Here is a 20,161-nt window from a genome sequence, read left to right on the forward strand (position 1 = left end):
TACGACTGACACGTCATGGGTGGCCAACCCCTTGCGGCGAGGCTCACATCCAAGGGTCACACGGCGGTGGCAGGAGCCCTGTGGAGGCCCGCCAGCAGCAGCGCCTCGGCCACAATGCACTTCTCGAAGTCCCCGAGGTGGAGGGACTCATTGGCGCTGTGTGCCCTCGAGTCTGGATCCTCAACTCCCGTGATGAGCACGTCGGCCCCGGGGAAGACCTCCTTGAGGTCGGCGATGAAGGGTATGGAGCCGCCCATCCCCGAATGCACGGGCGGCGTTCCCCAGGACTCCTCCAGCGCCCACAGGACGGTCCGGGCCGCCGCCGAGTCCATGTCGGCCCGGTACGCGTTCCCCTTCTCCTTGGGCGTGAAGACAAGCTGGGCCCCGAAGGGCACGTGCGCCTCGAGGTGGTGCCGCAGGGCGTCCATCGCGGCGTCGGGATCCTGGCCGGGCGCGAGCCGGAGGCTGAACTTGGCGCGAGCGCGGGCCTGGATCGTGTTGGATGCCACGTCGACTGAGGGCACGTCGATCCCAATGATCGACAGCGCAGGCTTCAGCCACAGCCGCGAGGCGATGCTGCCCGTGCCTGCGAGCTGCACGCCGTCGAGTACGGACGCGTCGCGACGGAACTGGTCCTCCGGGTAGTCGACGTCGGCGTCATCGTGGGCAACGAGCCCCGCCACGGCGACGCTGCCGTGATCGTCGTGGAGAGTTGCGATGAGGCGGGCGAGGATGGTGGGCGCATCGAGGAGCGGCCCGCCGAACACCCCGGAGTGGACGGAGTGGCCCAGCACCGCCACTTCGAACGTGCCGTCGGCAAGGCCGCGCAGGCTCGCCGTGAGGGCGGGCTGCCCGACCGCCCAGTTGCTCGAATCGGCGACGACGATGACGTCTGCCGCGAGCTTCTTCCGGTGCTCCTCGAGGAAGGCGCGGAAGGACGGAGAGCCGAACTCCTCCTCGCCCTCGATGAACAGGGTGACTCCGATACCGAAGCGCTCCCCCAGCACCTCGGAGGCCGCTCGGAACGCCGCGAGGTGCACGAGGAGTCCCGCCTTGTCGTCTGCGCTCCCCCGACCGTACAGGCGACCGTCCCGCTCCGTCGCGACGAACGGCTCGGTCTCCCACAGCGCCAGATCGCCGGGCGGCTGGACGTCGTGGTGCGCGTAGAGGAGGACGGTGGGCTGGCCGGGCGCCGCTGGTTTGCGGGCCACCACCGCGGGACCGCCAGGAGTCCCGTCGGGCCGGGGCGCCCTGAGGATCTCGGCATCCGCTATGCCCGCGGACCGCACAAGCTCCAGGGCGGAACTAGCGCTCCGCTCGAGTTCCTCCTGCGGGAACGACGGCCACGCGATGCCGGGTATGGCGACCAGGGAGGACAGCTCGGCAATCGTCGCGGAGAGGCGCGAGGCAACGGCGGCGCGGAGCGCCGAGATGTCGGCGTCGGACACAGGCTGGGGGCTTTGTGAAGGCATGCCTTCACAGTACAAGGGCCGCACTGCCCCATCAATGGTCCGTGCCCCCGGGGCGGGCGCGGGCCGGTATCCTTGGTGCGTGTTTGGACGTAAGAACGAACCCGCGGCCGAGAGCCCCGGAGAGCCCATCGAGCCCAATGTCCCCCTGCAGGGCAAGGGTTCCCCCACCCCGAGGCGCAAGGACCAGCAGGCCGCCCGGAGGCGTCCCCTCGTCCCCACCGACCGTAAGGCTTCCAAGGCCGCCGAACGGCAGGCCGCCGTCGAGGAGCGCCAGCGCGTGCGCCGTGCCCTCGAGACGGGCGACGAGCGGAATCTGCCCTTCAAGGATCGCGGCCCGCAGAAGCGGTTTGCCCGCGACTACGTGGACTCGCGCTTGAACATCGGCGAGTACCTCATGTTCGCGGCCCTCGCCTTCGTGGTGATCTCCTTCATCGTGCCCCAGGACGCCCAGATGCAGGTGTTCATCCTCGGTGCGTTCTGGGTGGTGTTCATCCTCGTCTTCGCCGACACGTTCTGGCTCTCGCGCCAGCTCAAGAAGAGGCTCGTGGCGAAGTTCGGCGACGTTGAGCGCGGCACCGTCTGGTACGCGAGCATGCGCGCCCTCCAGTTCCGCCCCCTGCGCCTTCCGAAAGCCCTCGTCAAGCGGGGCCAGACGCCCTCCTGAGGTTCCCTCCCACGGTCCTCGGACCTGTTGAGGCTGTCTGTGACGCACGACGGCGCGGCACCCACCCGGGTGCCGCGCCGTCGTCGTGTGTGAGGTGCTTCGCGTCAGCGCGCCCCAGCCGCGAGTCGGAGTCGGGCAGCGGCGAGGCCGCGGTTGACGCGCGAGGCCCAGAACGGACCCTCATAGAGGAACGCCGTGTAGCCCTGCACGAGCGAGGCGCCGGCCTCGAGGCGCTCGAGCACGTCGTCGGCCGTTTCGACGCCACCGACCGCCACGAGGACCAGACGGTCCCCCACGGAGGCGCGGAGCCTCGTGAGGACCTCGAGCGAGCGAGCCTTGAGCGGGGCACCCGAGAGCCCGCCCGTCCCAGCAGCCTCGACTTTCTCGGCCGGGCTCGTGAGCCCCTCACGCCCGATCGTCGTGTTCGTGGCGATGATCCCGTCGAGTTCCAGCTCAAGGGCGAGCCGCGCAACGTCGTCAACGTCCTCGTCGGAGAGGTCCGGCGCGATCTTCACGAGAAGCGGCACGCGGCGGCCGGCCGCCGCCGTGGACTCCGCCCGTACCGCCTCGAGGAGCGGGCGGAGGCTCTCGACACTCTGGAGCAGGCGCAGGCCAGGGGTGTTCGGCGAACTGACATTGACCACGAGGTAGTCCGCGACAGGTGCGAGCTCGCGCGCGCTCAGGCGGTAGTCGTCCGCGGCCTCTTCGAGCTCGACAAGCTTGGTCTTGCCGATGTTGACACCGATGACCGGCCGGCCCGACCCGTAGCGGTCCTCGAGGGCCGCCCGCGCGGCGGCAATGCGCGGGGCGACGGCCGCCGCGCCGTCATTGTTGAAGCCCATGCGGTTCACGACGGCACGGTCCTCGACGAGTCGGAAGAGCCGCGGACGGGGGTTCCCGGGCTGCGCCTGCCCAGTGATCGTGCCGACCTCGATGTGGCCGAATCCCAGCTCGGCCAGCGCCTCGATGCCGCGCCCCTCCTTGTCGAACCCTGCGGCCAGCCCGAAGGGCGAGGGGAAGGTGAGCCCGAGGGCCTCGGTCTTCAGCTCGGCGGCGGGGGCCGTGAGCCGCTCGAGGACCCGGCCCAGCCCGCACGCGTGCGCGGCGCGGATAGCGCCGAAGCCGATCCGATGGGCGCGTTCGGCGTCCATCCACGAGAACGCAGCACGGAAGAAGAGGGGGTAGAAACGCATGGCACTAGTCTCCCATGGGCACCGCTCCCTACTCTCGTCAGTAGAGGTGCCACGGAGACGGTGCGCTGCGGGAGAGGATTCATCATGCTGGATTGGTCCGCGGACTTCCTGGGTCTGGGTGTCGAGTCGGCGCCGCTCGGGCGCGGGCACTTCGGCGAGCTTGGCACCCTGATCCGCTTCGGGGCGGAGAGGAGCCCGGAGCGGACCACTGCGCACGACGCCGGCCTCGCCGCCTCGGGCGAGCGGCTCGCCGGTGCGGTGGACAGTTCTGGGGTTCCTGGTTCGGCGGACTCGGGTGCCGGAGGCTCGGCCGGCCGCGCGCTGCTCTACATCCATGGATGGAGCGACTATTTCTTCAACCTCGAGCTTGCCCACTTCGCAGCGGCGCGAGGCTACCGGTTCTACGCCCTGGACCTCCCGGAGCACGGCCGCAGTCTGGCCTCAGGCGAGATGCCCGGATTTGTTGGCTCCGCGGAGCACTACCTCGAGAGCGTCGGTGCGGCCGTCGACGCAGTCCGCCGGGAGACCGGCGTGCTCCCCGTCCTCATGGGGCACTCGACCGGCGGCCTCGCCGCTGCACTGTACGCGCAGCGCTCCCCCGAGTGTCTTGCCGCGGTGGTGCTGAGCAGTCCATGGCTCGTGGCCCACGGCGGTGCTGCGGCGGGCCGGATGCTCGAGGCCGCGCTGCGCCCCGCATCCATGCGGTGGCCGCGGCAGCGGCTCCTGCTGCCCTCTCGGGGCTACTTCTGGCGCGCCGTCGCCAAGGAGGCCGGCGGCGAGTGGGAGCTCCGCGAGGACATGCGCCCGCGGAATGCCTTCCCCATCCGTGTCGGGTGGCTGCATGGGGTCCTCGAGGCGCAGCGGTCGCTTCGGGGCGGTCCCCGCCTCGAACTGCCGGTGCTCCTCCTGGCCTCGACCACCTCCGATGTGGGCCTCATCTGGAGGGAGAGGATGCGCGAGCGCGATGCCGTCCTCGCGATCGCCCCGATGCGCCGCGCTGCGGCTGAGCTGTGCCGGAATCTGGACGAGGCGCTCGTTGAGGGCGGCCTCCATGACGTGCTCCTCTCGTCCCCGACGGTCCGGAACGAGGCATATGGAAGACTCGGCAGCTGGCTCGAGGGGGTGGAGGCGCAGACTGTGGCCCAGGTGCGGGCTGCCGGGCAGGAGTCCTAGCCCGCGTCGGCCTTGTCCACGGCACCGCCGTAGCGGCGGTCGCGGGAGGCGTAGATCTCCACGGCCTCCCAGAGGGTGCGGCGGTCTACGTCCGGCCAGAGGGTGTCGAGGAACACCATCTCGGCATAGGCCGACTGCCACAGGAGGAAGTTGCTCAGCCGCTGTTCGCCCGAGCTGCGCAGGAACAGGTCAACGTCCGGGAGGTCCGGTTCGTCGAGGTAGCGCTGGACCGTCTTCTCGTTCACGTTCCGTGCGCTGAGGCGACCGGCCTCGACCTCCCGTGCGATGGCTGCCACGGCGTCGGCGATCTCCGCCCGGCCACCGTAGTTCACGCACATTGTCAGGTGGCATATGGTGTTGTCCCGCGTGTACTCCTCGGCCTCCTCGAGTTCGCGGATCACCGAGGTCCACAGCTTGGGTCGCCGTCCGGCCCAGCGGATGCGAACGCCCCACGAGTCGAGCGTGTTCCGCTGGCGCCGCAGGACGTCCTTGTTGAAGCCCATGAGGAAGCGGACCTCCTCAGGCGAGCGCTTCCAGTTCTCGGTGGAGAACGCGTAGACCGAGACGTACTCGATTCCCAGCTCGATCGCACCGGCCATGACGTCCAGTAGTGCGGGTTCACCTGCCTTGTGCCCTTCGATCCGCGGCAGGCCGCGCTGGTTGGCCCATCGGCCGTTGCCGTCCATGACGATCGCAACATGCCGGGGTACGAACTCGCGAGGGATATTCGGAGCCGTGGCTCCTGACGGGTGCGGGTACGGCGCAATCGGAGTGGGGCGTCCGGTGCGGGCGCGACGGGAGGGAAGGGGTGTCACGGGGTGGTCACCGTCCGGGGTCTGGAAGGGCTGGGCGGGACGGCTGGGCAGGCTCCCGCTCCACGAGCTTGAGCGAGCCTACCGCGCGTTCGAGGTGCCATTGGGCGTAGGCCGCGACGAGTCCCGCGGCCTCACGCCGGTGGATCGGTTCCGACGCGTCCGCGGTCGGCCAGTCGCCCGAGAGGAGCGCGGCGAGCAGACGCACCGTCTCCGCTGCGGGTGCTGGCGATCCCGGCGGACGGCACGCGCTGCACACGATCCCGCCGAGGGCGGCATTGAAGGCCGAGTGCGGTCCGGGTTCGCCGCAGCGTGCGCAGTCGGTGAAACTCGGCGCCCAGCCGCCGGTGGCGAGGGAACGCAGGAGGTAGGAGTCGAGGATCAGCCCCGGAGAATGGGCCCCCCGGCTCAACGCTGCAAGGGCGCCTACGAGGAGCAGGTACTGTGCCGATGCAGCGTCCGTCTCGGAGGTGGTGAGGCGCTCGGCCGTCTCGGCCATTGCGGCGGCGACGGTGTACCGCGGATAGTCACTCGCGATGGCTGCACCGTAGCTCGCGCGTGCGGCGGCCTGCCCGACGATCTCGAGCGAGCGCCCGTGCACGAGCTGGACGTCGGCGACCATGAAGGGCTCGAGGCTCGCACCGAACTTGCTGCGGGTACGGCGCACCCCGCGGGCCACTGCACGGACCTGGCCGTGCGCACGCGTCAGGAGCACCACGATGCGGTCGGCTTCACCGAGCTTGTAGGTGCGCAGCACGACTCCGTCATCCCGGTAGCTCCGGGATGCAAAGGTCGATTCAGCCATCGCAGCCTTCCTCCCGCCGCTTGTCGCCCAGTTCTCCCACCCGGCGCCGTTCTCGGACCCGGCCCAGTTCTCCCACCCGGCGCCATTCTCCCACCGCGGACCGCACACGGCGGCGGGAAACCCACGCGAGGTGCCCCGCCCGCCGTCGTGCGTCGAGGGAATACCGAACCAGCCAACCGGATGCCCCGCTGGCGAACCGGCGACGGCCCGGCGCGCGAGCTGGCCTCAGGCAGCGGCCTCGGCGTCCCGCAGGGCGCGGTTCACTGCGGACACGACAGCCTTGAGGGCCGAGATCGAGGTATTCGCATCGATGCCAATGCCCCAGAGCACACGGTCCGCGACGGCACACTCGACATACGCCGCTGCGCGCGCATCGCCACCCTCGGAGAGGGCGTGCTCGGTGTAGTCGAGGACTCGGACGTCCACGCCCTCGTTCTTGAAGATGTCCAGCAGCGCAGCAATCGGGCCGTTGCCCGTGCCGGTGCGCTCTGCCACCGAGCCATCGATCCGCAGCGCGGCCGTGAGCGTCATCGAACCGTCCTCGGCGGAGTCGGAGGTGACCCGGCCGAGCGCGTACTTCCCCCAGGCCTTGCCGCCCTCGACCGAAGACGAGGGCAGATACTCGTCGCTGAAGATCTCCCACAGTGCGGCGGGGCTGACTTCGCCGCCCGCCGTATCGGTATGGCGCTGCACGACGCCCGAGAACTCGATCTGCGCCCGGCGCGGGAGGTCGAGGCTGTGCTCGTTCTTCAGCAGGTAGGCCACGCCGCCCTTGCCGGACTGCGAGTTGACGCGGATGACGGCCTCGTACGTCCGGCCCAGGTCCTTCGGATCGACCGGCAGGTACGGGACCTGCCACGTGTACTCGTTCACCTCTTTGCCAGCGGCCTTTGCATCGCGCTCGAGTGCCTCGAAGCCCTTCTTGATGGCGTCCTGGTGCGATCCCGAGAACGCCGTGAAGACCAGGTCTCCGCCGTAGGGCACGCGCTCGCCGACCGGAAGCTGGTTGCAGTACTCGACCGTGCGGCGCACCTCGTCGATGTTGGAGAAGTCGATCATCGGGTCGACACCCTGGACGAACATGTTCAGGCCCAGCGTGACGAGGTCGACGTTGCCGGTCCGTTCGCCGTTGCCGAACAGGCAGCCCTCGATGCGGTCTGCGCCGGCCATGTAGCCGAGCTCTGCGGCGGCCACGCCGGTGCCCCGGTCGTTGTGGGGATGCAGCGAGAGGATGATGCCCTCGCGCGGATGCAGGTTGCGGCTCATCCATTCGATCGAGTCGGCATAGACGTTCGGGGTCGCCATCTCGACCGTGGCCGGGAGGTTGATGATCACCTGGTTGTCCGCGCTGGCTTCGAAGACCTCGGCCACCGCGTTGGAAACGCGGGCCGCGTACTCGAGCTCGGTGCCCGTGAAGGACTCGGGCGAGTACTCGTACGTGATGTGGGTGTCCGGGATCATCTCCTGGTACTTCTTGCACAGGAGCGCGCCCTGGACGGCGATGTCGAGGATGCCGTCCTGGTCCTGGTTGAACACGACGCGGCGCTGCAGGACCGACGTCGAGTTGTAGAGGTGGACGATGGCCTGCTTCGCGCCGGCAATGGCCTCGTAGGTGCGCTCGATGAGGTGCTCACGGGCTTGGGTGAGCACCTGGATCGTGACGTCGTCCGGGATGTGGCCGCCGTCGATGAGCTGGCGCACGAAATCGAAGTCGGTCTGCGAGGCGGACGGGAAGCCGACCTCGATCTCCTTGTAGCCCATGCCGACGAGGAGCTGGAACATCTTGAGCTTGCGGGCCGGGCTCATCGGATCGATAAGGGCCTGATTGCCGTCCCGCAGATCGACAGCGCACCAGCGGGGGGCCTTCTCGATCCGCTTCTCGGGCCACGTGCGGTCCGGCAGCTCGACGGTGATCTGCTCGTGGAACGGGACGTAGCGGTGGACAGGCATGCCCGAGGGCTTCTGAGCGTTGCGCATGATTTTACTTTAGGCCTTTCTTAGCTGCTGTGATCCGCGGCGGCCGGGCACGTGAACACTCCGCGGCGGGGATCGGCCTGCGCTGGATCAGCGGCTAGAGGGCCCCGCCACGGCAGCTAAGAAGAAGCAGCGCGGTTGGCACAGAGTCACGATAGCACTTGCGCCAGAAGGTCGTGGCGGCGCGCCCGTGAGCGTGACGGCGCCCATGTCTAAGATGAAGCCAACTACCCAGGAGGCAGCATGACGAGCCCAGCCAGCCCACACGCGCCATCCGGCGTCGACCGCCAGTACTTCGACGAGAAGGTGCGCGCACAGGATGACCTGTACCGCCACGTCAACGGAGGGTGGCTGAGCTCGACGGAGATCCCCTCGGACCGCGCCCTGGTCGGGACGATGGTCCAGCTGCGGGACGAGGCGGAGGCCAACGTGCGCGCCCTGATCGAGGAGCTCGCCACCGCGGAGCATCCCGATGGGTCGGATGAGTCGAAGATCGGCGCGTACTACCGTTCCTTCATGGATGCCGACGCCGTCGAGCGGCTCGGAGCCGCGCCGCTGCAGCCCCTCCTCGCCGAGATCCACGGGGTGGACGACGTCGCGTCCCTCGTGGCGACGTCGGGCCGCCTCGGGCGCGGGGGAACCGAGGGCCTCTTCGGCTACTACGCGGCTCCGGACGCCGGAAACCCTGAGCGCGTGGTGCTGTACATCAGTCAGGGCGGACTCGGGCTTCCTGACGAGTCGTACTACCGCGAGTCGAAGTTCGCCGAGGTCGTCACCGCGTACGAGGGGTACCTTCGGGATGCGTTCGCCCTCCTGGGCTCGGCGACTGCCGAAGCCGACGCCGCGGCGGTCCTGGGGGTGGAGAAGCGGATCGCAGGCCTCCACTGGGACCGCGTGACCCTGCGGGACCCGCAGAAGACCTACAACCTCCGCACCGAGGCCCAGGCCAGCGAGGCCTTCCCGCACTTTGCCGCGTGGGCGCTGGCAACCGGCATCACCTCCGAGGCCCGTGCGGAGCTGGTCGTCGGCAATCCGGACTTCCTCCCCGGCATTACCGGTCTGCTGGAAGAACTCCCGCTGCAGTCATGGAAACTCTGGCTGACCGCGCATCTGCTGGGTTCCTCCGCGCCGTTCCTCTCCGCGGTGTTCGTTGACAGGCACTTCGCGCTCTACGGGACCGTGCTTTCGGGAACCCCCCAGAACAAGGAGCGGTGGAAGCGCGGCGTGGGGGCCGTCGAGGCCGGGTTGGGCATGGCCGTGGGCCGGCTCTACGTGGCGCGGCACTTCCCCGAAGGCCACAAGGAGGCGATGGAGGCCCTTGTTGCGAACATCGTCGAGGCATACCGCGAGAGCATCTCGGGACTGCCCTGGATGAGCGAGGACACGCGCCAACGTGCGCTCGAGAAGCTCGCGGCGTTCCGTCCCAAGATCGGCTACCCGGACGAGTGGATCGACTTCTCCGGGGTGGTCGTGGACGACGCGGACCTCCTTGGCAACGTCCGGCGGGCAAGCGCCGCGGAGCTCGACAGGCTGCTCGACGAGATCGGCAAGCCCGTGGACCGCGTCAAGTGGCTCATGACTCCGCAGACCGTCAACGCGTACTACCACCCCCTCATGAACGAGATCGTGTTCCCGGCGGCCATCCTCCAGCAGCCCTTCTTCCACCCGGACGCCGACCCCGCCGTGAACTATGGAGGCATCGCCGCCGTCATCGGTCACGAGATCGGCCACGGCTTCGATGATCAGGGGTCGCAGTTCGACGGCACCGGCGCCCTGCGGAACTGGTGGACCGATGAGGACCGCACAGCCTTCGTCGCCTTGACCAGCCGCCTGGTGGATCAGTTCGACGCCCTCTCTCCCGCTGAGACACCGGGACACACAGTGAACGGCCGACTCACGCTCGGCGAGAACATCGGCGATCTGGGGGGCATCGGCATCGCCTACAAGGCGTACCAGCTCAGCTTGGACGGCGAGGAGGCACCGGCCATCGACGGGCTCACGGGCGCCCAGCGGTTCTTCATCTCGTGGGCCACAGTGTGGCGGCAGGTGTGCCGCCCAGAGGAGACGCTCCGGCGCCTCTCGATCGACCCGCACTCGCCCAACGAGTTCCGGACCAATGCCATCGTGAAGAACGTCGACGCCTTCCACTCGGCCTTCGACGTGACTGAGGGAGACGGGATGTGGCTCGCCCCCGAGGAGCGGGTCACGATCTGGTAGCGGCCAGATTCGCTGCACCGAAGCAGAAGGGCCCGGGCGATCGCCCGGGCCCTTCTGTCCACTTCTAGCTGGACCGCTTCCGGTTGCTGTCCCCTACTGACCGAAGGCCGACTGGCAGGTGTTCTCGGCAGCTGTCTGAGCGACGATGTTGTCTGGCACCTTCGGCGTGTAGTGCGTGCCGGTGGTGAAGTCCTGCCCCACGTAGACCTGGACGCCGTAGACGCCGGCTACCTGCTGCACCTGAGACGACGGGATCCCGAGGCTTGACGCGACGTCCGCGGCGACGTCGGCGAAGTTCGCGCCGTAGTAGACCTTCGTCGACGCGGCCGCCGCGGCTGAGAACTGGCTTGTCTTGGTGAATCCCTCGCCGGCGAGGAACTGCACGAGTTCGGCCGCCCGCCCCGTGACTCCCGAGCCGTTCGCCACCGCGACGGGCTGGAGCGCCTTGTCGTACGCCGGCGCGGCGGTAGAGGATGGTGCGCCCGAGGGCGCCGCGGCACTTGCCGTGGACGTGGGCGCCGGTGCCGGTGCCGTGAGGTCTCGGTTGTCACGGAGCGCCTCGAAGAGCGCTCCGGCGTCCGGCTGCTTGACCTGGACACGGTTGGGATCGCCCGTGTACGGCTCCCAGGGGACCGTCACGAAAGCGACCTTCCCGAGATCGACCGCCTTGAGGCGCCCGGCGATCGTCAGCATGGTCTGGGGGCTCGCCAGACCTTGGTCTACGGTCAGGTTCTTGGTGATGGTGTCAGCAATGGAGAGGAGCTTCGGGACGTCGGTGAGGGTGCCGTCCGACCTGACCTTGCGTGCCAGCGAGGCGAGGAACTCCTGCTGGGACTTGATGCGGGATAGGTCGCTGCCGTCGCCGACACCGTGACGGCTGCGGAGGAACGACAGCGCCATCTCGCCCTGAACCGTCGACGTGCCCGCGGGGAGCTTGAGGCCGGACATCGGGTCGTCGATGGCCGCATTCACGCACACCTGGACCCCACCGATCGTGTTCGAGAGGTCCTTGACGGCGTTGAAGTCGGCGACCATGAAATGGTCGATCTGCAGACCCGTGAGCGCATTGACCGTATCGACGGCGCAGCCCGGGCCAGCCTCCGCCATGGCGGAATTGATCTGGCCCGCGGGCTGCGCTGGGAAGTCCCTGTTGGACTGCGGATCGTGGCACTTCGGGATCGGAACCATGAGATCGCGGGGGAAGCTGGTCATCGAGACGACCTTGTTATCCGCCGAGATGTTCATGAGGATCAGGACGTCGGAGTTGCCGTATCCGGAACTGTCGGCCTGCGAGCCATAGGCCGCATTGGCACCAGAGCGGCTATCGGTGCCGATGATCAGGATCTGGAGGGCGTCTGTGGCATCGTTGCTCGCGTCCGCCTTCGCGTTGCCTGCGCTCAGCGGCGCCTGGCGCAGGTTCGTGCCGAGGCGGATGAACCAATACCCGGCGAACGCGAGGACGCCGACGAGCAAGAGCGCTACGATGCCCCCGGTGATCTTGAGCGCGAGGTGCTTGGTCCCCACATTCCGGATGTGCCGCAGGGGCGTCGATCCATCGGGGCGCGCATGATGCACGCCGGGGCCGCGGGCGGTGCTAGGGGCTACCGCGGGCGCGCCGTCGGCACGTCGAGCCAAGGAGAGGGCCTTCCTGAAAAAGAACTGGGGTCAATACATCGTAACCGCACGGTCTGTGAGGTCACTGTGCGAGACCACGATCCCGGCGCGTTAGGCTCAGAATCCGAGCCGGCCCAGCTGCTTCGGATCGCGCTGCCAGTCCTTTGCCACCTTGACGTGCAGGTCCAGGAAGATCCGGGTGCCGAGAAGGGCCTCGATGCCGCGGCGTGCCGTCGACCCGACCTCGCGCAGGCGGGAGCCGCCCTTGCCGATGATGATGGCCTTCTGGGACGGACGCTCGACGAACAGGTTGACCCGTACGTCCAGGAGCTGGTTGTCCTCGCTGCGGCCCTCCCGCGGCAGGATCTCCTCCACGACGACTGCGAGCGAGTGGGGCAGCTCGTCCCGCACGCCCTCGAGGGCTGCCTCGCGAATGAGTTCCGCGACCATGACGGCTTCCGGCTCGTCCGTGAGCTCACCGTCCGGGTACAGCGGTGGGGACAGCGGCATGTGGCTGATGAGGATGCCCTCGACTGTCGAGACCTGGTAGCCGTCCTGGGCCGAGACCGGAACGATGTCGGTGAAGCCCTCTCCACCGAGGGCCTCGCGGCCCAAAGCGTCGACCGCGAGGAGCTGCTCGGTGAGCTGCGCGCGGTCCACGAGGTCCGCCTTGGTCACGATGGCGACAATCGGCTTCCGCGGAACCCCTGCCAGCTGGTTCGCGATGAACTTATCGCCGGGGCCGATGCGCTCGTTCGCCGGAAGGCAGAACCCGATCGCGTCGACTTCGGAGAGGGTCTCGGCCACGAGGTCGTTGAGCCTCTGGCCGAGGAGCGTGCGCGGGCGGTGCAGACCAGGTGTGTCCACGAGGATGAGCTGGCCGTTGTCGCGGTGGACGATCCCGCGGATCGTGTGGCGCGTGGTCTGGGGCTTCGCCGACGTGATGGCCACCTTCTGGCCCACGAGGGCGTTGGTCAGCGTGGACTTGCCCGCATTCGGGCGTCCCACGAGGACGGCGAATCCGGCGCGGTAGTCCGAGGACCCCTGCCCTGCCGAGGTGTCAGCCATGCGTGCTCCCTGCCTGGTCATTCTGATCGGTGGTGGTCTCCTCGACACGTTCTGCGAGGATGTGGGTGATCCTGTTGCGGCGGCCCACACGGCGCTCGGCCGTGAGCCTGACACCGTGGACCTCGGCCGTGCTTCCCACGATCGGGACCCGCCCGAGCCCCTTCGAGAGCAGGCCTCCGACCGTCTCTACTTCGTCGTCCTCGAGGTCGATGTCGAACAGCTCGCCGAGGTCGTCGAGGCCCATGCGCGCGGTGACGCGGAACCGGCCGTCGCCCAGATCCACCGACTCGGCCTCGTCGTCGTCATACTCGTCGGCAATCTCTCCCACGAGCTCCTCGATGAGGTCCTCGAGGGTCACGAGGCCAGCGGTCCCGCCGTACTCGTCGACGACGATCGCAAAATGGATCGACTCCCGCTGGAGTTCCTTGAGGAGATCGTCTACGGGCTTCGACTCGGGAACGAACCTCGGCTCGCGGGCGAGCGCGTCAACGGCCTCGCTGCGGGCTTCCGGATCCTCGTTGATTCGCGCGGCGACATCCTTGAGGTACAGGACGCCGGTGACGTCATCGAGGCTCTCACGGAACACCGGTACCCGGGAACAACCAGAACGCAGGAACAGCGTCATCGACTGCTGCAGCGTAGCTCCCGACTCGATGGCGATGATGTCAGTGCGCGGGACCATGACGGCCCGCACGAGGGTCTCTCCGAGCTCGAAGACGGATTGGAGCAGCTCGGCCTGTTCGTCCTCGAGGTCCTCGGTGTCACTCGAACGCTCGACGAACTCGCGAAGCTCTGTGGATGTGTACGTCGCATCCTCGTGCTTGGGATCGGTGCCCGTCGCGGCGCTGCCGAGCCGGACGAGCCAGCTCGGAACGGGCCCCAGGGCCATGCGCAGCCCGTTGGCGAGAGGCGCCGCGACCACGGCAATCTCGAGTGCGTGCTGCCGTCCCAGCTGGCGCGGAGACACACCGACGAGGAGGAATCCAATGAGCGCCATGACGACCGTCGCCGCGAGGCCTGCGAGCCACACGTTGTCGAGCCAGCTGTGTACGAGGACCGCAACGGCAACTGCCGCGGCCGTCTCGAACCAGATCCGCCAGAACCGCAGTGCGTGGGCGTGCGGGACGGGGTCCTCCAGGATGCGGGCAAGGGACGCCGAACGGCCCTCCGCAATCCGCTCCTCGGCATCGTGGCGTGGGAGGAAGGAGAAGGCCGATTCGGCGGCTGTGAGGAAGCCGGCCAGCGCGACGAAGACGAGGGCGAGGACGAGCAGCAGCGCTGTGGTCACGCCACCGTCTCGCTCGGTGCCGGGCGTCCGAGGAACTCGGTGAGCAGTTCACGCTGGAGCGTGAACATCTCCTCGCGTTCTTCCGGCTCGGCGTGATCGAAGCCCAGGAGGTGGAGGATCCCGTGCGTCTCGAGCAGGAGCATCTCGTCGTCCGTCGAATGCCCACCGCGCTGTGCCTGCCGGGCCGCCACCTGAGGGCAGATCGCGACGTCTCCGAGCATTCCCTGCGGGGTCTGCCGACCCGGGGCACCCGGGGTGAGCTCGTCCATCGGCACCGAGAGGACGTCGGTCGAGCCCGGTTCGTCCATGAGTTCGAGGTGCAGACGCTCCATGGCTTCCTCGTCGACGAGGAGGATCGACAGTTCCGTCTGCGGATGGAGCCAGAGACGCTCGAACACGAACCGCGCGAGACGCACGAGCGCTTCGGCGTCGATACTCAGGCCGGACTCGTTGTTGACTTCGATGCTCACGGCTCCAGCTTAGACTCAGCGCCCGCGCCCGACGCCGCACCGGGGCCGCGGTGTGCCGCCGCGCGATCGCGGCGACGCTCAAGTTTGGCCCGCTCGGTGGCATCCCAGCGGCCGTACGCGGCCACAATGTCGCCCACGAGCCGGTGGCGGACCACGTCGGAGGCATCCAGGACGGAGAAGCTCACGTCTTCGACTCCCTGGAGGATCTGCTGCACGATCCTCAGGCCCGACGCGGTGCCGGAGGGCAGGTCGACCTGCGTCACGTCTCCCGTGACCACCATCTTCGAGCCGAAGCCGAGGCGGGTGAGGAACATCTTCATCTGCTCGGGCGTCGTGTTCTGCGCCTCGTCGAGGATGATGAATGCGTCGTTGAGCGTGCGTCCGCGCATGTAGGCGAGCGGCGCGACCTCGATGGTCCCCGCTGCCATGAGGCGCGGAATCGATTCGGGATCCATCATGTCGTGCAGCGCGTCGTAGAGCGGACGCAGGTACGGATCGATCTTGTCATTGAGGGTTCCCGGGAGGAATCCGAGCCGCTCCCCTGCCTCGACCGCGGGCCGCGTCAGGATGATGCGGCTCACGTCCTTGTGCTGCAGCGCCTGGACCGCCTTAGCCATGGCGAGGTAGGTCTTGCCCGTTCCCGCGGGGCCGATCCCGAAGATGACCGTGTTGGCATCGATCGCGTCGACGTAGTCCTTCTGGTTCGCCGTCTTCGGACGAATCGTCCGGCCGCGGCTCGAGAGGATGTTGTGGGTCAGGACGTCGGAGGGACTTGCCACGGTCTGGGAGCGGAGCATCGCCACGAGTTGCTCGAGGGAAGCCGTCGTGACAGGTGCACCGCTTGCCGCGATCGCGGAGATCTCCTCGAAGAGCCGGCGGATGTGGGGCGCCTCCGCCGCCGGTCCCACGATTGTCAGCTCATTGCCGCGCGCGTGGATCGACACCGAGGGGAACTGCTCCTCGACGTACCGCAGGGCCTCGTCATGCGGGCCCAGGATACGGACCATCTCCTCGCTCGAGCCGAAGCGCAGCACCTCGGTGCGCGCCGCCGGGGTCGTGTGCGGGAACTCCGCTGTCACAGGCAGGTCTCTCTCCGTAGGTGGCTTGGCGTGGGCCGGGTAGGGCACTGTTTCTATCCTACGTGCCCCTGCCGCGCCCGAAGGCGCGCCCGCGGCATAGCCGCTGAGCAGTGCGGCGATGGAGCGTGCCGTTGAAAATATCAATCGTGCATCACTTGGGAAACAGTTGACGCAACGGCCGGGCGCCCGGCGTCGGGCTGTGCCAAGCTGGACCCTGGCCCGGAGCGATACCACGGGTACCGCACACAGCGGACCATTGTCCTGCGGAGGCAGAGAGCGGCAGGAAGCGCAGGCACGGAGCCATCGGCGGAGGATCCATGGGAGAGCAGATGAGGCGGCAGCAGGTGGGTGTGCGGCATCGGCCGGTCCCTGCCGCCGTGCTGCTGGCGGCCTCGCTGCTGCTCGCCGCGTGCCCATCCCTCGCCGGATGCACCGCCACCGGGACACCTCAGCCGAGCATTGCTGCGGGCTCCACCGCCGGACCGTCGGGGGGGGCGACTCAGGCGTCGGCCCCGCTCGAGACGTCGCAGACGTCCGCGAAGGCGCCCGTTTACTGGCTCGGAAAGTCCCGGGATGGCGTCTACCTGTACCGCGAGTTCCGCGACGCGGACGGCAAAGACAACCCCATCGCGACCGCGCTGCGCATCATGATGTCGCAGAAGCCGCTGGACCCGAGCTACTTCACGCCGTGGCAGCCGCCCAAGAAGCTCGCCGCGTCCGTCTCTGGCCGCAACTACATCACTGTGGATGTCTCCGCCGACGCGTTCAACACGGGTGTGGACGAACCGACAGCACAGCTCGCCGTCCAGCAGCTCGTCTACACTGCAACAGCCGCCGCGGCGAGCTCCGGCCTGGTCGACGCCGGCCAGCCGATCTCTGTCATGCTCCTCGTCGACGGAAGGACGTCGCAGCTCGCCTTCGACCGGGTCCAACTCGGCCAGCTCATGCAACGTGATCCGTCGATGGTCGCGCCCGCGTGGATCATCGACCCCCAGGAGGGCGCCCAGGTCACCGGGGCCCTCAAGGTCTTCGGCCGCGCCACCTCGCCGGACAAGGCCTTCGCGTGGCAGATCCTGCACCGGGACGCCCAAGGGGCCAAGTCGAGCTACGTGAGCGGCACTGTGACGTCCGGGAACCAGCCCGGCCACGTCGGCGAGTTCACGTTCTCGGTGAACCTCCCGGCCGGCGACTATGAGATTCGCATCCTGCCCTCCGACGACGCCTCACCGGCCGCCAGCGCCACCACGAGCGCGTGGGACTCCAAGGGCTTCACGGTCACCGGCTAGGAGTTCTCGGCGTCCCTGCCGTCGCGGCCACCCCACCGCCCCAGCCGGTCCCCCGCAAGGGCCAGGGCGGCTGGTCCGGCGGTCGAGGACCTCAGCACGTGGGGCCCTAGGAGCGCGAGGCGCGCCCCTGCGGCGATGAACCGCTCGAGCTCGGCGGGGCTGATACCGCCCTCGGGTCCGACGATGAACAGGATCTCGGCCCCACGCGCACCCTCGTCCGGGGTGACCGCCGCGAGCACCTCGGAAAGCGATTCGGTGGCCTCTTCATGGAGGACGACGGCGAGCCGCGCCGCCTTGACCCTGGCGGCCAGCCGCGCGCCGTCGTGCGCAGGATCGACCTCGGGCACCCTCGCGCGCCGCGCCTGCTTGGCCGCCGCGAACACCGCCGAGCGCCACTTCGCGAGAGCCTTCTCTGCCCTCTCGCCCTTCCAGCGCACGATCGAACGCTCCGCCTGCCACGGGACGATCACGTCCACGCCGAGCTCGGTCGCGGTCTCGGCGGCGAGCTCGTCGCGGTCGCCCTTGGCGAGCGCTTGGACGAGGACGAGGCGGAACGGCGGGGCCTGTTCGCGCCGGATTGAACCGACGGCGACGCCGAGGACAGAACCCTCAGCGCTGGTGACCGTTCCGACGGCACGGACGCCCGCGCCGTCGGCCAGATCGACGCCCTCTCCGACCGAGAGGCGCTTGACAGTCACGGCATGGCGGCCCTCGGCGCCGTCGACGTCCACGACCGTGCCGGGAACGGCGCCGTCGAGCGCACCGGCTGGCACGTAGAACAGGGGCCGGGACATGTCAGAGGTTGCCGAACTTGTCGCGGAGCTTCGCGAACACACCGCCGGTACCCACGAGCTTGCCTTCTCCGACCTGCTCGCCGCGCAGCTTGGCGAGCTGCCGGATGAGCTCCTCCTGCTCGGCGTCAAGCTTCGTCGGCGTCTCTACCTTGATGTGGACGAGGAGGTCCCCGCGTCCCATGCCGCGGAGGCGAGCGACGCCGAGGGCGTGCAGCGTAACGACGTCTCCCGACTGGGTGCCCGGGCGGAGGGTGATCTGCTGCTCGCCGTCGAACGTCTCGAGTGTCATCTCCGAGCCGAGCGCGGCTGCCGTCATCGGAACGCTCAGGGTCGCGTGGAGGTCATCTCCCTCGCGGCTGAACGTCGCGTGCGAGGCGACGCGGATTTCCACGTAGAGGTCGCCGGAGGGGCCGCCCGCGGTGCCTGCCTCGCCCTGGCCCGCGAGCTGGATCCGCGTGCCGGTTGACACGCCAGCCGGGATCTTGACCGTGAGCGACCGGCGGCTGCGCACACGCCCTTCGCCGCCGCACTCGTTGCACGGGCTGGGGATCTCGGTGCCGAATCCCTGGCACGTGGGGCACGTGGCCATGGTCATGACCTGGCCCAGGATCGAGCGCACCGGACGCTGGATGTGTCCGGAGCCGCCGCAGACGCTGCAGCGCACGGGCACGGTCCCCGGTTCACAGCACGATCCCTCGCAGCGGGAGCACATGACCGCGGTGTCCACCTCGAGCTTCTTGTTGACGCCGAAGACCGCGTCCTTGAGCTCGATCCGCACCGCGATGAGGGCATCCTGCCCACGGCGCACGCGCGAGGCGGGGCCAGCCTGAGCCGATCCCCCGCCGAAGAATGTCTCGAAGATGTCCTGGAAGGCGAAGCCCGAACCGTCGTAGGCGCCTGAGTAGCCGTTGTCCGTGCCGTTCTCGTTGCCCGTCGTATCGTAGACGCGACGCTTCTGGGGGTCGGAGAGCACCTCATAGGCGTGCGTCACGGCCTTGAACTGCTCGGAGGCATCCTCGCTGGGGTTGATGTCCGGATGGAGCTTCCGGGCGAGTTTCTTGTACGCCTTCTTGATCTCCTCGGGGGTCGCGTCGTTCGGAACACCGAGGGTTTCGTAATGGCTGCTCACGATTCTCTTTCTGTTGGTCAGCTGCCGGCGATGATCTTCGACAGGTACCGGGCCACGGCCCGGACCGCCGCCATCGTCGCGGGATAGTCCATGCGGGTCGGTCCCAGGACGCCCACCTTTGCGCCGTCGTCAAGCCCGTACCCCGTCGCGACGACCGAGGTCTCCTCGAGGCTCGTGTACGGGTTCTCGCGGCCGATCGTCACGGCAACGCCGCGGGCGTCACTGGCCATCTCGGACAGGAGGCGCAGGAGCACAACCTGTTCCTCGAGTGCCTCCAGGACCGGCGAAATGCTCTGCAGGAAGTCGTTGTTGGACCGCGCGAGGTAGGCCGTTCCGGCCATGACCATGCGGTCCTCCCGGCTCGACTCCGCGAGGGATGAGAGGCCCTGGGCGAGCTCGGCCGCGAGCCTCTGGTCCTTCGGAGGCAGCGCCGCCACAACCTCGGCCGCGCTCGAAGGGAGCCGCGTGACAGCCGTCCCGATGAGGCCTTCGAGGAAACGCTGGCGCAGGTACGCGAGCCTGTCGTGGTCCACGTCCTCGCTCACGCTGTGCACGCGCTGCTCCACTGTGCCAGTGTCCGCGATGAGCACAAGAAGAACCTGACGCGGGGCCATGGCCACCGCCTCGACGTGGCGGACGCGTGCCCTTCCGAGCTGGGGATACTGGACGACGGCGACCTGGTTGGTCAGCTGTGACAGGAGCCGCACGGTGCGCTCGAGCACATCGTCTAGGTCTTCGGCACCATCCAGGAGCATCTGGATCGCCTGCTTCTCGGGGGCCGACAGCGGTCGTACCGCGGCCAGATGGTCAACGAAGACGCGGTAGCCCTTGTCCGTGGGCACCCGGCCGGCGCTCGTGTGGGGGGCCACGATGAGCCCCTCGTCCTCGAGCGCGGCCATGTCGTTGCGGATCGTCGCGCTGGACACACTGAGCCGGTGGCGTTCGACCAGTGCCTTGGACCCGACGGGCTCACGGAAGTGGACGTAGTCCTCCACAATGGCCCGCAGGACTTCCAGCTTGCGTGGCTCGTTCATCACACCTCCTGTGGCGTCCCGGCGTTAGCACTCTCTTGAAGCAAGTGCTAAGTCTATTATGCCTGTGGCCGGCGCGGCGAGCCGCAGCC

General features: G+C 68.5%; 17 protein-coding genes. 4 read left to right on the forward strand and 13 right to left on the reverse strand.

Annotated features, from left to right (window positions below; genetic code table 11):
- Positions 1–56 precede the first annotated feature (56 nt).
- Positions 57–1,472, reverse strand: a complete 1,416-nt coding sequence (locus RBS60_RS14560; RefSeq protein WP_307958295.1) for a dipeptidase — start codon at positions 1,470–1,472, stop codon at positions 57–59.
- A gap of 79 nt (positions 1,473–1,551) precedes the next feature.
- On the opposite strand from RBS60_RS14560, the gene RBS60_RS14565 reads away from it, so the two are divergent.
- Complete coding sequence (locus RBS60_RS14565; RefSeq protein WP_307958296.1) at positions 1,552–2,136, forward strand: DUF3043 domain-containing protein; 585 nt, start codon at positions 1,552–1,554, stop codon at positions 2,134–2,136.
- Positions 2,137–2,240: 104 nt separating this feature from the next.
- Here RBS60_RS14565 and RBS60_RS14570 read toward each other — a convergent pair whose 3' ends face one another.
- On the reverse strand, positions 2,241–3,329 hold the full coding sequence (locus tag RBS60_RS14570; RefSeq protein WP_307958297.1) for a quinone-dependent dihydroorotate dehydrogenase: 1,089 nt from the start codon (positions 3,327–3,329) through the stop codon (positions 2,241–2,243).
- Between the two features lie 84 nt (positions 3,330–3,413).
- On the opposite strand from RBS60_RS14570, the gene RBS60_RS14575 reads away from it, so the two are divergent.
- Entirely contained in the window at positions 3,414–4,502 is a 1,089-nt protein-coding gene (locus RBS60_RS14575; protein WP_307958298.1) for an alpha/beta fold hydrolase, read from the forward strand.
- Here the strand turns inward: RBS60_RS14575 and RBS60_RS14580 are convergent.
- The 3 genes from RBS60_RS14580 to leuA form a co-directional block, all read right to left on the reverse strand.
- Positions 4,499–5,317, reverse strand: a complete 819-nt coding sequence (locus tag RBS60_RS14580; RefSeq protein WP_307958299.1) for an isoprenyl transferase — start codon at positions 5,315–5,317, stop codon at positions 4,499–4,501. The genes RBS60_RS14575 and RBS60_RS14580 overlap by 4 nt on opposite strands.
- Before the next feature lie 7 nt (positions 5,318–5,324).
- Positions 5,325–6,119, reverse strand: coding sequence for a DNA repair protein RecO (gene recO, locus RBS60_RS14585; RefSeq protein ID WP_307958300.1), 795 nt, complete (start codon positions 6,117–6,119; stop codon positions 5,325–5,327).
- Between the two features lie 225 nt (positions 6,120–6,344).
- Complete coding sequence (leuA, locus tag RBS60_RS14590) at positions 6,345–8,096, reverse strand: 2-isopropylmalate synthase (RefSeq protein WP_307958301.1); 1,752 nt, start codon at positions 8,094–8,096, stop codon at positions 6,345–6,347.
- Between the two features lie 240 nt (positions 8,097–8,336).
- Here leuA and RBS60_RS14595 point away from each other — a divergent pair, with 240 nt between their 5' ends.
- Entirely contained in the window at positions 8,337–10,310 is a 1,974-nt protein-coding gene (locus tag RBS60_RS14595; protein ID WP_307958302.1) for a M13-type metalloendopeptidase, read from the forward strand.
- 93 nt (positions 10,311–10,403) lie between these two features.
- Here RBS60_RS14595 and RBS60_RS14600 read toward each other — a convergent pair whose 3' ends face one another.
- The 5 genes from RBS60_RS14600 to RBS60_RS14620 all read right to left on the reverse strand — a co-directional run bounded on the left by RBS60_RS14600 (position 10,404) and on the right by RBS60_RS14620 (position 15,757).
- The gene (locus RBS60_RS14600; protein ID WP_307958303.1) at positions 10,404–11,834 is read right to left on the reverse strand and encodes an LCP family protein; all 1,431 of its coding nucleotides are present in this window, start codon (positions 11,832–11,834) and stop codon (positions 10,404–10,406) included.
- A 207-nt stretch (positions 11,835–12,041) separates the two neighbouring features.
- Positions 12,042–12,992 (reverse strand): GTPase Era, encoded by a 951-nt coding sequence (era, locus tag RBS60_RS14605; protein ID WP_307958304.1) that lies wholly within the window; start codon positions 12,990–12,992, stop codon positions 12,042–12,044.
- Positions 12,985–14,280 (reverse strand): hemolysin family protein, encoded by a 1,296-nt coding sequence (locus RBS60_RS14610; protein ID WP_307958305.1) that lies wholly within the window; start codon positions 14,278–14,280, stop codon positions 12,985–12,987. The genes era and RBS60_RS14610 overlap by 8 nt, the downstream gene beginning before the upstream one ends.
- Positions 14,277–14,750 (reverse strand): rRNA maturation RNase YbeY, encoded by a 474-nt coding sequence (gene ybeY / locus RBS60_RS14615; protein WP_307958306.1) that lies wholly within the window; start codon positions 14,748–14,750, stop codon positions 14,277–14,279. Before ybeY ends, RBS60_RS14610 begins: the two co-directional genes overlap by 4 nt.
- Positions 14,747–15,757 (reverse strand): PhoH family protein, encoded by a 1,011-nt coding sequence (locus RBS60_RS14620; protein ID WP_307958412.1) that lies wholly within the window; start codon positions 15,755–15,757, stop codon positions 14,747–14,749. The genes ybeY and RBS60_RS14620 overlap by 4 nt, the downstream gene beginning before the upstream one ends.
- Before the next feature lie 389 nt (positions 15,758–16,146).
- On the opposite strand from RBS60_RS14620, the gene RBS60_RS14625 reads away from it, so the two are divergent.
- A complete protein-coding gene (locus tag RBS60_RS14625; protein ID WP_307958307.1) occupies positions 16,147–17,115 on the forward strand; it encodes a GerMN domain-containing protein in 969 nt (322 codons plus the stop codon).
- Here RBS60_RS14625 and RBS60_RS14630 read toward each other — a convergent pair.
- Genes RBS60_RS14630 through hrcA form a run of 3 tightly spaced genes read right to left on the reverse strand, consistent with a single transcriptional unit; the run spans position 17,112 to position 20,072 of the window.
- Positions 17,112–17,909 carry a 16S rRNA (uracil(1498)-N(3))-methyltransferase gene (locus tag RBS60_RS14630; protein WP_307958308.1) on the reverse strand — a complete coding sequence of 266 codons (798 nt, stop codon included), beginning with the start codon at positions 17,907–17,909 and terminating at the stop codon, positions 17,112–17,114. The two genes, RBS60_RS14625 and RBS60_RS14630, sit on opposite strands and share 4 nt — an antisense overlap.
- Before the next feature lies 1 nt (position 17,910).
- Positions 17,911–19,038, reverse strand: coding sequence for a molecular chaperone DnaJ (dnaJ, locus tag RBS60_RS14635; RefSeq protein ID WP_307958309.1), 1,128 nt, complete (start codon positions 19,036–19,038; stop codon positions 17,911–17,913).
- Positions 19,039–19,055: 17 nt separating this feature from the next.
- Entirely contained in the window at positions 19,056–20,072 is a 1,017-nt protein-coding gene (gene hrcA / locus RBS60_RS14640) for a heat-inducible transcriptional repressor HrcA (RefSeq protein ID WP_307958310.1), read from the reverse strand.
- Positions 20,073–20,161 lie beyond the last annotated feature (89 nt).

This window comes from Sinomonas sp. ASV486 (assembly GCF_030908215.1).
Lineage (GTDB): Bacteria > Actinomycetota > Actinomycetes > Actinomycetales > Micrococcaceae > Sinomonas > Sinomonas puerhi.

What these genes read in the sequence shown, in the direction of transcription:
- RBS60_RS14560 (WP_307958295.1), bottom strand. Translation starts at nt 1,472, where the DNA reads ATGCCTTCACAAAGCCCCCAGCCTGTGTCCGACGCCGACATCTCGGCG.
- RBS60_RS14620 (WP_307958412.1), bottom strand. Translation starts at nt 15,757, where the DNA reads ATGGTCCGTATCCTGGGCCCGCATGACGAGGCCCTGCGGTACGTCGAG.
- RBS60_RS14595 (WP_307958302.1), top strand. Translation starts at nt 8,337, where the DNA reads ATGACGAGCCCAGCCAGCCCACACGCGCCATCCGGCGTCGACCGCCAG.
- leuA (WP_307958301.1), bottom strand. Translation starts at nt 8,096, where the DNA reads ATGCGCAACGCTCAGAAGCCCTCGGGCATGCCTGTCCACCGCTACGTC.
- recO (WP_307958300.1), bottom strand. Translation starts at nt 6,119, where the DNA reads ATGGCTGAATCGACCTTTGCATCCCGGAGCTACCGGGATGACGGAGTC.
- RBS60_RS14570 (WP_307958297.1), bottom strand. Translation starts at nt 3,329, where the DNA reads ATGCGTTTCTACCCCCTCTTCTTCCGTGCTGCGTTCTCGTGGATGGAC.
- era (WP_307958304.1), bottom strand. Translation starts at nt 12,992, where the DNA reads ATGGCTGACACCTCGGCAGGGCAGGGGTCCTCGGACTACCGCGCCGGA.
- RBS60_RS14630 (WP_307958308.1), bottom strand. Translation starts at nt 17,909, where the DNA reads ATGTCCCGGCCCCTGTTCTACGTGCCAGCCGGTGCGCTCGACGGCGCC.
- RBS60_RS14575 (WP_307958298.1), top strand. Translation starts at nt 3,414, where the DNA reads ATGCTGGATTGGTCCGCGGACTTCCTGGGTCTGGGTGTCGAGTCGGCG.
- hrcA (WP_307958310.1), bottom strand. Translation starts at nt 20,072, where the DNA reads ATGAACGAGCCACGCAAGCTGGAAGTCCTGCGGGCCATTGTGGAGGAC.
- RBS60_RS14625 (WP_307958307.1), top strand. Translation starts at nt 16,147, where the DNA reads ATGGGAGAGCAGATGAGGCGGCAGCAGGTGGGTGTGCGGCATCGGCCG.